The 14025-nt window shown below is 55.9% G+C and carries 10 protein-coding genes; 2 read left to right on the top strand and 8 right to left on the bottom strand.

Features of this window, described 5'->3' with window-relative positions; translation table 11 throughout:
* Positions 1-44: 44 nt before the first annotated feature.
* Positions 45-2357, bottom strand: coding sequence for a peptidoglycan glycosyltransferase PbpC (gene pbpC, locus AC534G_RS06655; protein WP_110497169.1), 2313 nt, complete (start codon positions 2355-2357; stop codon positions 45-47).
* Entirely contained in the window at positions 2358-7292 is a 4935-nt protein-coding gene (locus tag AC534G_RS06650) for an alpha-2-macroglobulin family protein (RefSeq protein WP_110497167.1), read from the bottom strand.
* 206 nt (positions 7293-7498) lie between these two features.
* On the opposite strand from AC534G_RS06650, the gene sseA reads away from it, so the two are divergent.
* Complete coding sequence (gene sseA, locus AC534G_RS06645) at positions 7499-8350, top strand: 3-mercaptopyruvate sulfurtransferase (protein WP_038642619.1); 852 nt, start codon at positions 7499-7501, stop codon at positions 8348-8350.
* Positions 8351-8689: 339 nt separating this feature from the next.
* The gene (timP, locus tag AC534G_RS06640; RefSeq protein WP_306669585.1) at positions 8690-8818 is read left to right on the top strand and encodes a small toxic inner membrane protein TimP; all 129 of its coding nucleotides are present in this window, start codon (positions 8690-8692) and stop codon (positions 8816-8818) included.
* 36 nt (positions 8819-8854) lie between these two features.
* Here the strand turns inward: timP and sseB are convergent, their stop codons facing one another.
* From sseB to hscB, 6 genes are all read right to left on the bottom strand, one after another.
* Complete coding sequence (sseB, locus tag AC534G_RS06635) at positions 8855-9631, bottom strand: enhanced serine sensitivity protein SseB (protein ID WP_110497165.1); 777 nt, start codon at positions 9629-9631, stop codon at positions 8855-8857.
* A gap of 70 nt (positions 9632-9701) precedes the next feature.
* A complete protein-coding gene (gene pepB / locus AC534G_RS06630; protein ID WP_038642620.1) occupies positions 9702-10985 on the bottom strand; it encodes an aminopeptidase PepB in 1284 nt (427 codons plus the stop codon).
* Positions 10986-11046: 61 nt separating this feature from the next.
* On the bottom strand, positions 11047-11247 hold the full coding sequence (gene iscX, locus AC534G_RS06625; protein WP_038642622.1) for a Fe-S cluster assembly protein IscX: 201 nt from the start codon (positions 11245-11247) through the stop codon (positions 11047-11049).
* A gap of 11 nt (positions 11248-11258) precedes the next feature.
* Positions 11259-11594, bottom strand: a complete 336-nt coding sequence (gene fdx, locus AC534G_RS06620) for an ISC system 2Fe-2S type ferredoxin (protein ID WP_003037690.1) — start codon at positions 11592-11594, stop codon at positions 11259-11261.
* Position 11595: 1 nt separating this feature from the next.
* Complete coding sequence (gene hscA / locus AC534G_RS06615) at positions 11596-13446, bottom strand: Fe-S protein assembly chaperone HscA (RefSeq protein ID WP_110497163.1); 1851 nt, start codon at positions 13444-13446, stop codon at positions 11596-11598.
* 15 nt (positions 13447-13461) lie between these two features.
* Positions 13462-13977 (bottom strand): co-chaperone HscB, encoded by a 516-nt coding sequence (gene hscB, locus AC534G_RS06610; RefSeq protein ID WP_038642626.1) that lies wholly within the window; start codon positions 13975-13977, stop codon positions 13462-13464.
* Between the last annotated feature and the right edge of the window lie 48 nt (positions 13978-14025).

Genomic DNA, 14025 nt, shown 5'->3' with positions numbered 1-14025 from the left:
TTTAAAATAAGATGAGTTTTAGCAACAAATACTCACCAACTGGTCTATTGCACCGAAAATCTCACCGTCGCCACCTGTCCGGCGTCATCCATCACCAGCAGTTGGTAATCCCCTTTGGCCGTCAGACGTAGCGTCAGGTGACGCCCGCGCTCGTCCAGACGTTGTCCGTTAAGAAACCACCAGCGATCACCTGTTCCACCGCTGGTTTGCACCGGCAATGAAGCCTCTGGAGAACCAGGTAAACGCTTCACAATCGCGCCATCGCGCAGACCTGTCAACTGCAACGGTAACCCGGGATCCTGCCCCAACGGCGGACATGTGGCAGAAACAGGCGGTAATCTCGCCCCACGGCGCTCTGATTCCGGCAGCCATGGTTCAAGCGGCAAGGGCCAGACGATAAGCGTCTGTTCGCGCGCCTGCGGGCAATCCGCCGCCACGCGTTTGCCCTCTCCGTCCAGCCAGACAGGGAAACGAATGCCGTTAACACCTTCCTGCTCAGGTAATAACAGTGTTGGCGGCTGACTGCCATCCAGTAGCCAGGTTGCCAGCCGGCGGCGACAGTTACTGTCTCCAGCCGCAAGAGATTGCCCGCCCGGCCAACATACCACGCCGCGGCTAACGGATTCAGGACGGGGGTCTTCCGGCTGATTCGTCCCGCGAGAGAGCAGCAGATTGTTGACCTGATTGAGCAGCGGTACGGCGCTGGCAAAGCCAAACTGCCCCACCACCGGCGTACCGTCGGGCCTGCCGGTCCAGATGCCAATCACATAACGGGCGTTAATCCCAATCGCCCACGCATCGCGATAGCCATAGCTGGTACCCGTTTTCCACGCCAGAGGAACCACTCTGCTCAGTGCGTTATCCGGTAGCGGTTGTGCTTCGTCAGCCATAATCCGGCGAATAATCCACGCCGCGCCTGCCGACATCAACGGGCGCTCCAGTAGCGGGTCTGCCGGCTGCAGACGCAATTTACCCGCCTTCCCGTGGCGGGCAAAGGCGCTATACGCCGCCACCATATCATCAAGCCTTGCCCCCGCCCCGCCTAAAATCAGCGACAGATTCGGCGCAGCCCCTGCGGGCAGATATAACGGTAAACCGACGTTACGTAACGATGCGGCAAAACGCTTCGGGCCATAGGCTTCCAGTACCTGAACCGCGGGTAAATTCAGCGAACGTACCAGCGCCTCGCTCATACTTACCGGTCCGTGAAAACCACTGTCAAAATTCCCCGGTCGATAATCACCAGTTCGCCGTGGTACATCCTGCAACAACGAAGCGGGATGAATTAATCCGTCATCCAGCGCCAGACCATAGATAAACGGCTTCAGCACCGATCCCGGCGAGCGGATCGCATTCACCATATCCACATGACCAAAGCGGGAGTCATCATTCATATCCACTGACCCCACCCAGCCACGCACGCTCATATCGGTGTGATCGACCACAATCATCGCCAGCGAACTGCGCGCCGGCAATCGCCCTTTCCAGTTTTGCGCCAGCTCTTCGAGTTGCCGCTGCAACCCGGCGTCAAGGGTAGTCACGATTTTATCGCTGCGGCTTTTTCCCAGCATCATGCGCGAAAATAACGGCGCTAACTGCGGCATCTGCCTGGGGGCCAGCCAGACCGGCTCTTCGCGTGACTCCTGCACCTGTTTTGCGGACCAAATGCCCCGAATTGCCATACGTTCGAGCACTTTATTACGCGCCGCTTCAGCGCGCTCCGGCCAACGGTCCGGACGCAGACGGCTCGGCGCCTGTGGCAGCACAGCCAGCAATGCTGCATCGGAGTAGCTCAGTTGTGCAGGCGATTTGCCAAGATAGGCCCAGCTCGCTGCGCCCACGCCTTGCAGCGTGCCGCCAAACGGCGCACGGTTAAGATACAGCGTCAGGATGTCGCGCTTGGACAGATGCCATTCCAGCTGCAACGCGCGCCAGAGCTGGCGAAACTTGCCGCCAAAGGTGCGCGGGTGGGGATCGAGTAAACGAGCCACCTGCATGGTGAGCGTACTGCCGCCCGAGACGACACGCCCGGATGAGAGGTCCTGCCATGCGGCGCGCAGCACTGAAAACGGATTGACCCCGGGGTGTTTCCAGAACCAGCGGTCTTCGTAATTGATTAAGGCCTGAAGGTAGCGGGGGGATACCTCATCAATCGTCACCGGATAACGCCAGATACCGTCCGTGTCGGCGAAGCGCCAGAGAGGCGTACCATCGTGCGCCACCACGACACGCGCGGGATCCACCTCATGAAGCGGCAGCGGCCAGATTTTGTCTGCCGCCCAAATCGCCATCACAAACACTAGCGCAACGACTGCCAGCCAGAGCCAGCAGCCGCGTTTACCCAACCCGCGCATCATTTATGGTCTGACAATCAAAAGCCCCTCTGCCGCACCGGTTGCCCGCCACTGCGGAACATACATTGATTCCACCTGCGGGACGGGAACCTGATACGTTCCCGGTGTTACTGCTCTCGCCAGATAGACCAGCGTAACCGGCTGTCCTTCATTGACCGCCACCGCAGCGACAAAGCGATCGTCACGGAACTCAATATGCTGGATATCCGCCTGCTGCATCTGATTGAGCAGGTTCGCCACTTCGCTACCGCTATCCTGCAGACTGGCGCTGCCGTTAGCCAGATTCTGGTTTTCCAGCTCCAGTCCGGCAGGCAGTAAGTCGACGACCAGAGCATCCGGCACGTTCTGGCTAGCTTTAACGTCCAGCCAGACCAGCACCAGTTCGCCGCTGCGCAGAGAATCCAGTGATTTGCTGCTCCCGTCGAGTCCCAGGATCTGACGTTCAATATGCAGGACGTTGCTGGCAGGCGTCGGTGCGGTTTGCGGATAACCACTGACATCCAGACGCAGCCACAGCGGCAGATTACCGGTATTCGTGACGCTCAGCGTGGACAGCTCGTCGGCATCCAGATTCCGGGTTTGCGATTTATCACCTGCTAACGGCTGTTCAGAGAGTGATGTTTGCGCCTGCCACGTGCCAGGTAAATCCTGTAACGTACGCGCGGCAAGGAACAACGCATTATTTTCCTGAGTAGAGAGCCAGCGCTGACCAAAGGCCTGTTCTGACAATGTGTTCAGCAACATATTCTGCTCTTCAGGTTTGAGCTTGTTCTCTTCCAGCAATGCCAGCATCAGCGCGTTGTCGCGTAGCTGGCTGCCGTAATCCGCCATCCACTGTTGTGCATCGCGACGCGGTGTATTCAGCGCTAACGTAAGCGCCTGTTCACTGCGATTAGCATCGCCCATGTTTTTCAGCGCGATCCCCAGTTGCAACAGCGGCAAACCAGAAGCCGCCTGAGCGCGGCGCTCCCAGATTTCACGCAGTGCGCCAAGCGGGGCTTTTTGCTGACGAGCCAACACCAGCGCGGCGTAGGCCTGTACAGCAAACCGGCTTGCAGACGAGTCATCGGTATAACGAATCGACATCATCCCCGGATCCTGCAAATAACGCAGCAGCCGCTCGTTCCCCCGGTTAATCACCTCAACCGGGACGCTGTAGCCTTGTTCGTTCGCGCGGACGAGGAAATCCATTACGTACGCGGTCAGCCAGTACTCTTCCGGCCCGTTCTTATCCCACAGCGCAAAACCGCCGTTATCGCGCTGCATTTGCAGTAAACGGGAAATGCCAATCTCTACTGCCGCACGGCGTTTTTCATCACTGTCGCCCGCGATACCTAATGCCTTCAGTTGCGCGGCATTGGTGTATAAAGAGGGGAACAACCCGCTCGCCGTTTGCTCAAGACAACCGTAAGGGTAAGCTTTCAGTTCACGGATGTAGCGCGCCAGATTCAGCGGCGGTTTACCGCTGAACAGCAATTGCCCCTGCATCGTCACAGGAGAGAAATTAGCCAACTCTTCGCCTGGCAGCTGCCAGGTTGCCCCCGGCTGGAGCGCAAGGCCATTATTGACAGTTTGCGCGGGAAACGCCGGGCGCACGCCAATCTTCCACTGTTTGTGCTGCACAGGCAGCGTTTCCCCTGGCAGAGACAGACCGCTAATCTGCGCCTGAATTTCACCCTCGCCAAAGCCTTCCCGCGCGCGCACCGGAATAAACAGCGTAGTCCGTACGCCTGGCGCCAGATTCACAGGCGCAAGATCTTGCCCTATCAGTTCCAGTAAACCACTGGCCGCGAGGTTAATATTCAGCGTCTGTGGTTTATCGGTCAGGTTGGTCACGTCCAGCGTCAGGCGCGAAGTATCTCCCCCCGCCAGAAAGCGCGGCATGTTCAGTTCAGCAATCACCGGCGCGGCGACAATCACTTTGCTTTCGCTGCTGCCAAAGTCATCCGCCGTCCAGGCCTGCGCCATGACCCGCAGCTCGCCGTTGAAATCACCAATCGGTAACGTCACCGTACCTTCGCCCTGCTCGTTAAGCGTGACCGGTAACGCCTGTTGCGCCACGATATTGACGTGATTAACCGGAGGCTTACCGCCACGCTTTAACTCATCGCCATCGCCACCAAAGCGTAGCGCCGCCAGACGACCTTGCCCTTCAATTACCTGACCATAGATATCATAAATATCCGCGCCATAGCGTTTTTGTCCGAAAAACGCCTGCCATGGGTCGGGCGTAACGTAATCAGTGATGTTCAACACCCCGCTATCAACGGCAGAGACCAGTACGTTAACCTGTTTTGGCACGTCGCCATTTTTAACGCTGGCTTTAATCTTGACGGTTAACGGCTGATTTGGGCGTATTTTCGCCGGACTTTCCAGCACCAGTCCCAGACGACGATTTTCATCGCCCAGCGGTAAATGCAGCAACCCAACCGCCCGTTTTGGCGTCGCCGAACGGGATTTGTCGCCAGGACGAACCACCAGCGCACTGAGATACAAATCGTGGCGATTCCAGGTTTTATCGACTGGAATAGTGAGGTCCAGGCCATTCGCAGGCACGTCTATTTCTTGCCACCACAACGGTCCTTCGCTGGATTCTACCATCGCATAACCTTTGCCAGCCGCGGGGGCGGCAATATGCAGCTTCATGGTATCGCCAGGACGATAGCCGGGTTTATCCAGTTTCAGGGTCACACGATCGGGGCGAACAGAGCCGCTGCCGTCGCTATTATCCTGCCAGCTATAACCCGCCCAGAAGCGCACGCTGCTCACCGCATCATTCGGCGCTTTTACTTCCAGACGATAGGCGCCCCACTCAACCGGAAAGCTCACTTTACCGGTTTCATCAGCCTTAAGATCCAGAGTCTGCTCACCTTCGATCAGATCTTTTTGATCAAACTGCGATTGCCAGCCCTCGCCTTCAGTCCAGTTCCAGTAATAATCACGACGTTCGCGGATCAAACGCACCTGCAAGCCGGACACCGCTTTTTTATCACCTTGCGCATCGGCATACACAATATCGAAAGCGGCATTGCTGTCTTCATCGACGATAGGCTGATTCACCGTGGTGTCAGTGCGATAATCATAAACAGATTTCGCCGCAAACTGCGGTCGAATCCCCGGCAGCGTATCCGCAGGCCAGATGGCTTGTTCAACCCGACGCGTCACCGGGCGGCCACCCGACTCCAGCAGGCTGGCTTGCAACACCACCTGTAACGGGGAATGCGTCTCCTGCCACTGGCTGTTGGCGGTCACTTCGCCGCGACCGTGATCGTCCAGCGTGAGCTGAACTTCATCAAGACTGCGGGAAAGGTTTTCTTCGGCAATATTACCAAACTGAAACCCCGGTAGTGTCTGCACCGCTTCGCGTAACGGGCGCAGGAAAAGCTGCCCTTGCAGAGCGTTGCCGTTGGCGGGCGCGCCGTACAGGTAGTAACCCACCACCGAGAATTTCACTTCATCAGTTGGCGCTACCGGCATTTTGCTGGCGGTGAGATTGAGCGCCATCCGCTCTGGCATAAAATCTTCAACGTGGAAATCCCACATCCGCGACGGGTTGTCGCCAGTATTGGCGCGAATATGCCACATACCGGTCGGCGCGCTGCTATCCAGCGGCCAGCTAAAGCGGTACAGACCGTTCTCCGGCTGGCTGACAACCGAGCGTAAAACCTGTCCGTCGGGCTTGACCACTTCCAGCTTCACCGGCTGGTCGGGCAACGTTTTACCGTCGCTGTCACGTAGTAATCCATTGAGGATCACCGTTTCACCGGGGCGATAGAGATCGCGCGGACCAAACATAAAGAACTGTTTGCTGTATCCCGGCGCGCCGGCAATATCAAACTCAGCCAGATCCAATGCCGGAAGTTTCAGGTCAAGCAGCGTAGTCTGCCCGTCTTTGCGGGCCAGCAATAAGGCAGCTTCTTTATCAGTCTTGAGCTGTACATGCCCCTGCGCGTCACTGGTGGCTTGCGCCAGAGTCTGCCCTTTTTCATTGAGTAATGTGACGTCAATGCCCTGCTGCGCAGCGCCGTTTTCCAGACTCTGCGTAAAGATATCCAGTTGATTATGGTAACGATGCGCTGACACACCAATATCGCTGAGCGTAAACAGCGTCGCGGCATTACTGTAGTTGTATTTTCCGGCCTGATTCATCACCGCGATGTAAACGCCGGCCTGCTGCAACGGTTTGATTTCGCTCAACGGCAGCAACAGCTTTTCGCGAGTGTTGCGCGCAGGGTTGAGGTCAAAGCGTCCGGTATAGACCAGTTCCGCCATTTTCAGCAGATTATCGGATTCCCAGTTCGACAACGAATTGCGGTATTCCCACTGGCTGACAAACGCGCCGAGCGACTCTGGCTTCACGCGATAAAAATTCACATCCACACTGTTAACGTTGAGCGCCATCACCGGCAGCCCTTCAATCACTTTTCCCGGCAGTAGCGAACCGCGACTGGCGAACCCTACGCTCGGCTGGACGTCACGTGTGGTGATATTTTTTTCATAATCGATACCAAACGTCGCTTTATTCAGCGCCAGTAAATCACGCTCAATGGTAACCACCAGTTCCCGGTTAGGTTCGAGGTGCCGCAAGCGTAGCTCTTTCAGGTTTGGCGCCAGCTCCCAGGCACCATCGACTTTGCCGCTTTTTTTATCGACAACGTGCACTACGCGGGAAAAATCCTGTTCCGGATCGAGGGGAATGGAGAAGGTCAACACGAACGTTGCCGCGCCGTCGAGCTGGACCTCTGAGGCATCTAACAGCGTCAGCGACTTGCCCTGACTTTGTTGCATCAGCTTTTCTAACTGGGCCTTGTCTTTTGCGGGCGCAGTCTGCGGAGCAGGTGCATCCGGCTTCGCAGCCGTCGTCGATTTTTCGTTATTATTATCACACCCGACAAGTGCCAGCATCAGCATGCAGGCCGCTACGCGTAAATGTTTCATTTTTCATCCCTGGCCATAGTGGCCCGTTAGCTACGTAGAACAACTATTATGCGTTAGTTTTCAGGCTGTGGAAGCCAGTAAATGAACAACGTTGTCCTAATTTTCGTGATTAATGTGGATTCACCTGACAAATCAGCCTCTTTTACTTGTCGCTTTGCACTAAACGTCCGACAATTTGCCAAAACCTGGTAAAAATGGAGATGCCTATGACCACCGCCTTCTTTGTCGCTGCCGACTGGCTTGCCGAACACATTGACGACCCGGAAATACAAATCCTTGATGCCCGGATGGCACCTCCAGGTCAGGAAGATCGCGATGTTGGCGAGGAGTATCGCGCAGGTCATATTCCTGGCGCCGTTTTTTTTGATATTGAAGCGCTTTCCGACCATACCTCGCCGTTGCCGCACATGATGCCGCGCCCGGAAGCCTTCGCTGTCGCGATGCGCGAATTGGGTATTCATCAGGATAAACATCTGGTTGTCTACGATGACGGCAATCTGTTTTCGGCGCCGCGCGCATGGTGGATGCTGCGGACTTTTGGCGTCGAGAATGTCTCCATTCTGGCGGGCGGTCTTGCTGGCTGGCAGCGCGATGAGCTCATGCTGCAGGAAGGAAACGAGGAGTTACCCGAAGGCGAATTTAACGTCGCATTTACGCCTGAAGCCGTGGTGCGCGTCACCGATGTGCTGCTGGCCAGTCATGAAAAAACGGCGCAGATCGTCGATGCCCGCCCGGCTGCGCGTTTTAATGCCGAAGTTGACGAGCCGCGTCCAGGCCTGAAGCGTGGTCATGTACCCGGTGCGCTTAACGTACCGTGGACAGAGCTGGTTCGTGACGGCGAACTCAAAACTACCGATGAGCTGGATGCTATTTTCTTCAGCCACGGCGTGAGCTTTGACCGCCCCATTATCGCCAGCTGCGGCTCCGGCGTAACGGCTGCCGTGGTGGTACTGGCGCTTGCCACGCTGGATGTTTCGAACGTCGCACTGTATGACGGGGCGTGGAGCGAATGGGGAGCGCGCAACGATTTACCGGTAGAACCATCTGAGGCTAAATAAAATCTGATTTACTCATCTTTTTCGCCCACAAAAAAACCGCCCAAATGAGCGGTTTTTTTGTGCCAGTCCGGTTCGCGGCCTTTCCAGCAGGCTATGTCACCATAGCAATGCAAGCGCGTCTCAGCAAACAAATACTCCCTTTTAAGGGAGCGAAAGTCAAGTTGATTAGCAGGGAAACTATTCAATATTTAGCGTATTATCTTCCCCGGCCCTTTCCGCCGTCTCGCAAACGGGCGCTGGCTTCAGGAAAGGATGTCCCATGGCCGTTTATGCAAGCGCGTCTCAGCGCTTGCTATCGCGGCATTATCGCCAGTGGTGCTGTCGTGATGCAGTCTTCGCATGGACCGCGCAATGAAGATACGATACTTCTGTATCGTGCTTGTTGTTTCTGGCGCGTTGTGTCTTCACGGGGATCGGGATTACCCAGGTAATTCCATACGCGTGACGCTAAGCACCCAGGGCAAGTAAGCCTGGTAGCCGCCCTTCGGGGCGGCTTTCCTTCACTCAGATAATCCGGTTTTGTTTAAAGTCGCGCAGGAAGCCGCCCCAGCGGCGTTCGTAGAACGGCGCGATATGCTCGGTAATAAAGTGGCTGACGCCCTTCTCGCCTTTCTTCACCTGGCAAATATCAATCGGTTCATCGCCCGGCAATGTATCGGTCGCGACGCTGCCTGCGGCATGAATGATCTCTTCAATATCACCTTCGGCTTCAATACCAATCAGCAGGTTCGGCTGAGCTTCCGCACTTTCTTTGATTGAGCAGAGAAACGCGCGTTTTACCGGCTTGATGGTTTTAAACAGCGTGGTCAGCGAGTCGATCATCTGCGCTGGCGGTTCAGCGACTTCAGAGAGGATCAGCGATTCGCCGCCTTCCAGTACCTCCTGGGTGCTTAGCGGACTCCCCTCTTCACCGATCAGCAGACTGATTTCACGCGGCATAAACTCTTTGCCGGTCGGCAGTTTCGCGTTGAGAAACAGCGTTTCGCCAAGCGTCATTTCAAACAACGTACGCACCGGCATGACGACAAATGCTTGTTCATCTTCAACTGCCTGCTGCAGAGCCTCAAGAGAGGTAAAGAACGGGATCACGGTTGTGCCGTCTTCTTTTTCCCAGTGTTGTAGATCGAGAGCGCTGTCTTCAACCACCGCCTCGCCTTCTGCAGCAGTACCCGGCACCCAGACGGTGGATTCAAGTAAAGTACGGAAAAATGCCGGTCGATGCGCAGGCTCTGTCGCCGCTTGTTCCAGCAACGTTTCTAATTCATTTTTTGTTTCGGACATAAGGATCACAAATTGGATGAATACATGTAGGCCGGATAAGCGTAGCGCCATCCGGCAATACAGTCATGAATTATGCGGTCAGCAGATTCGCGATGGTGCGCACACCCAGACCGGTTGCGCCCGCAGACCACTGCTCAACTGGCGCTTTGCGATAAGTTGCAGAGCAGTCGATGTGCAGCCAGCCTTGCTGGTAGTTTTCCACAAAATGAGACAGGAAGCCTGCTGCAGTGCTCGCACCCGCCGGATAGGCCGCACTGCCGGTGTTATTCAGCTCGGCAAAGTTAGACGGCAGCTGACTACGGTGGAACTCAGCCAACGGCAGACGCCAGAACGGCTCGTTTTCTTGTGCCGCGCTTGCCAGCAGACGGGCAGCCAGCTTGTCGTCAAAGCTGAACAACGCGTGATAATCGTTACCCAGGGCGGTTTTCGCGGCGCCGGTCAGCGTAGCTGCATCAATAATCAGCTCCGGTTTTTGCGCGCTGGCGTCGATCAGACCATCCGCCAGCACCAGGCGTCCTTCCGCATCGGTATTCATCACTTCCACTTTTTTGCCGTTGCGATAGTGAATAATATCGCCCAGCTTAAAGGCGTTGCCGCTGATCAGGTTATCCGCGCAGCACAGGTACAGCTTCACACGCTTGTTCAGACCACGGGTGATGGCAAACGCCAGCGCGCCGGTGACCGTTGCCGCACCACCCATATCGGACTTCATTGAGTCCATAAATGCGCTTTGCTTGATGCTGTAACCGCCGGAGTCAAAAGTAATGCCTTTACCAACCAAACAAGCGTAAACCGGGGCTTCTTTGTCGCCAGTCGGGTTGTAGTCCAGCGCCAGCAGCACCGGAGGACGCTCGGAACCGCGCCCCACGGTATGCAGTCCCATGTAGTTCTGCTCACGCAGATCTTCACCTTTGGTGATGCGGTAAGAGACGTTATCGCAGGCAACAGAGCACAGCAGGTCGACCGCGCGCTGCGCCAGTTGTTCCGGGCCCAGTTCTTCCGCCGGGGCGTTAATGGTATCGCGCACCCAGTCAATAATCTTCAGACGGTTATCCAGCTCTTTGCGCTGTGCTTCGTCCAGGGCAGCCCACTCAACTTTTCGGCTGCCTTTTGGTCCTTTATAGCCCTGCCAGAATGCCCAGCTGCGTTCGGTATCCCAGCCTTCACCGTCCAGTTGCACGTGTTTAATACCCAGGCCGTCGATTTTACGCGCGGCGCGCTGGATAAGTCCGAGGTCATCTTTTCCGTTCAGGTGCAGGGTAATGCCTTCATTATTAATGCTGTATGTTGCCTTTTCACCCCAGCGGGCATCGGCAGGTTGCGTGGAAAGCGTAATTTTCATGGCTTCTGTCATTTTATTTATCCTTATTTTCGCGCATACAGGAAAACGGGCCACCCGTGGGCAGCCCGTTGACTTATTCGGCTTCGTCCAGCCAGACCAGTAAAATGGCCTCAAGGATTTTTTCGTTCGATGCCTGTGGGTCATCATCGAACTCTTCCAGGTCACAGATCCATTGGTGCAGATCGGTGAAACGAACGGTCTTGGGATCACGGTCGGGGAAGGCGTCGTACAGCGCTTCACCGATTTCACGGCTATCGGTCCACTTCAGTCCCATACTACCCTCTGTTAATGCTCACGTGCATGATTGATTGTGTAACGTGGGATTTCGACCACTAAATCGTCCTCGGTTACCCGCGCCTGGCAGCTTAAACGGCTTTCCGGCTCCAGACCCCAGGCTTTATCCAGCATGTCATCTTCTTCTTCCGTGCTTTCCGGCAAAGAATCGAAACCTTCACGTACAATGCAGTGACAGGTCGTACAGGCACAGGATTTTTCACAGGCATGTTCAATCTCGATACCGTTACGCAGGGCAACGTCGAGAATGGTTTCGCCAGTCTCAGCTTCCAGAACTGCGCCATCGGGACAGAGATCCTGATGAGGCAAAATAACAATCTTTGGCATATTAAACCTCGTCCACGGAATGGCCTTTCAGCGCGCTACGGACGGATTTGTCCATGCGGCGAGCGGCGAATTCCTGGGTTTGTTTGTCTACGTTTTTAATGGCTTGTTCTATCGCGTCAACATCGTCACCCTGCGCAACCTCGCTCAAGTGCGCGGCGGCGGTGTCGATAGCCTGACGCTCTGCGGCGCTTAACAGCGCGGCATCAGCGTTCAGCGCACCGGATAAGCTTTCCAGTACACGTGCCGCTTCGACTTTCTGTTCTGCCAGCATACGGGCTTTGACGTCCTGCTCGGCAAAACTCATCGAATCCTGAATCATGGAGGCGATTTCACCGTCGGTCAGACCGTAGGACGGTTTGACCTGAATGGAGGACTCAACGCCGGTGGATTTCTCCATAGCGGTGACGCTCAGCAGCCCATCGGCATCCACCTGAAAGGTCACACGGATATGCGCGCCGCCTGCTGGCAGCGCAGGAATACCGCGCAGCGCAAAGCGCGCCAGTGAACGACAGTCCTGCACCAACTCACGCTCGCCTTGCATCACGTGGATGGACATCGCGGTCTGGCCGTCTTTAAAGGTGGTAAAGTCCTGCGCACGCGCCACCGGGATAGTGGTGTTACGCGGAATCACTTTCTCCACCAGGCCGCCCATGGTTTCAAGGCCCAGGGACAGCGGAATGACGTCCAGCAGCAGCATTTCGCTGTCTGGTTTATTCCCGACCAGAATATCCGCCTGGATTGCCGCGCCGATAGCGACCACTTTATCCGGGTCGATAGAGGTCAGCGGCGTACGGCCAAAAAACTCACCCACGCGTTCACGTACCAGCGGCACGCGGGTTGAACCACCGACCATCACCACTTCCAACACATCCTGCGGCTCAACGCCCGCATCTTTCAGCGCGCGACGGCAGGCCAGCAGCGTACGCTTAACCAGTGCGGAAATCAGTTCATTGAAGGTTTCACGGGTGATTTCACCCTGCCATCCCGCCACGTTAACCGTTACAGAATCGGCGTCGCTGAGTGCAATTTTCGCCGCAATGGCGGCATCCAACAGTTCACGCTGTACGCGGTTGTCGCTGCGATCGGCAACCTCCGCCTGCTCGCGAATGTAATCAGCGAGCAGATGGTCAAAATCATCGCCGCCGAGCGCGGAATCACCGCCGGTCGCCAGCACTTCGAACACGCCGCGGCTCAGGCGCAGAATAGAAATATCAAAGGTACCGCCGCCAAGGTCATAGACTGCGATCACGCCTTCCTGACCGGAGTCCAGCCCATAAGCGATCGCCGCAGCGGTCGGCTCATTCAGCAGACGTAATACGTGCAGACCAGCCAGGCGCGCGGCGTCTTTGGTTCCCTGACGCTGTGCATCGTCAAAATATGCCGGAACGGTGATCACGACGCCGTCCAGTTCACCGGACAGCGATTCGGTTGCCCGCGCGGCCAGCGCTTTCAGAATGTCAGCGGATACGCGCACCGGATTAAGTAAACCAGCAGCGGTTTCAATCATCGGCAGGCCGTTTTCACTGGCCTGAAACGTATAAGGCTGATGCGGATAGCGCGCCTGGATATCCGCCAGAGAGCGGCCCATCATGCGTTTTACCGAACTAACGGTATTGGCCGGGTCAAGGGCGGCATTTGCGCGGGCATCGTAACCGACAGAGTAGCCCTGCGGCTGATAGTGAACCACTGACGGCAACAGGTGGCGACCTTCGTGGTCTGCCAGCGTTTCGGCCTGGCCGCTGCGTACGGTTGCAACCAGGGAGTTGGTAGTGCCTAAATCGATACCTACCGCCAGACGACGCTGGTGCGGCGCGGCGCTCAGACCAGGCTCACTAATTTGTAATAAGGCCATTTTCGCTTCCGGAAATTAAAAATCGAGCAGTTTTTCTTCGAGTTGTTCTGCACTGCTTCGCAGTTTATCGAGAAAACGCAGCTTACGCACGGTATCCGCCGCCGCGTCCCACATCTCGTTATCCAGCTGTTCAACCATCAGTTGATGGCGACTTTCAAACATCTTTTTCACGCGCTGGATAAAACTTTCCAGTCGCGATTCGTCTTTCGTCTGCTCGATCTCGTCAAGCTCTTCCCGCAGTTCCAGTTGCTCCATCAGGAACGCGGTATCACGCACCGTGTGCTGCTCATTGCGAATATCAAAACCGTGTAAAGACAATAAGTATTCGGCGCGCATCAAGGGATGACGCAGCGTTTGCCAGGCCTGGTTAATGGTGGCGGACTGCGAAACCGCAGCAAGTTGTTCCGCCTGAGAACCGCTGGCGAATTTATCAGGATGATACTGACGTTGTAGATCCTGAAAACGGATCGTCAGGGCCTGGAGATCAATAGGATATTGAGCGGGTAATCCGAAGAGAGTGAAGTAATCCATAACTATCTCAGGGGTAGCCTGTTAGAACAAACCCCACACGTAAAATCA

This window comes from Citrobacter sp. CRE-46 (genome assembly GCF_059615875.1).
Note: the sequence above shows the minus strand (reverse complement) of the source record. Positions and strands in the feature narration are given on the sequence as shown.

Bases quoted from the DNA above. Each gene is read 5' to 3' on its own strand.
- sseA (WP_038642619.1), top strand. From the start codon at position 7,499: ATGACCACCGCCTTCTTTGTCGCTGCCGACTGGCTTGCCGAACACATT.
- sseB (WP_110497165.1), bottom strand. From the start codon at position 9,631: ATGTCCGAAACAAAAAATGAATTAGAAACGTTGCTGGAACAAGCGGCG.
- iscX (WP_038642622.1), bottom strand. From the start codon at position 11,247: ATGGGACTGAAGTGGACCGATAGCCGTGAAATCGGTGAAGCGCTGTAC.
- pepB (WP_038642620.1), bottom strand. From the start codon at position 10,985: ATGACAGAAGCCATGAAAATTACGCTTTCCACGCAACCTGCCGATGCC.
- AC534G_RS06650 (WP_110497167.1), bottom strand. From the start codon at position 7,292: ATGAAACATTTACGCGTAGCGGCCTGCATGCTGATGCTGGCACTTGTC.
- pbpC (WP_110497169.1), bottom strand. From the start codon at position 2,357: ATGATGCGCGGGTTGGGTAAACGCGGCTGCTGGCTCTGGCTGGCAGTC.
- timP (WP_306669585.1), top strand. From the start codon at position 8,690: ATGGACCGCGCAATGAAGATACGATACTTCTGTATCGTGCTTGTTGTT.
- hscB (WP_038642626.1), bottom strand. From the start codon at position 13,977: ATGGATTACTTCACTCTCTTCGGATTACCCGCTCAATATCCTATTGAT.
- fdx (WP_003037690.1), bottom strand. From the start codon at position 11,594: ATGCCAAAGATTGTTATTTTGCCTCATCAGGATCTCTGTCCCGATGGC.
- hscA (WP_110497163.1), bottom strand. From the start codon at position 13,446: ATGGCCTTATTACAAATTAGTGAGCCTGGTCTGAGCGCCGCGCCGCAC.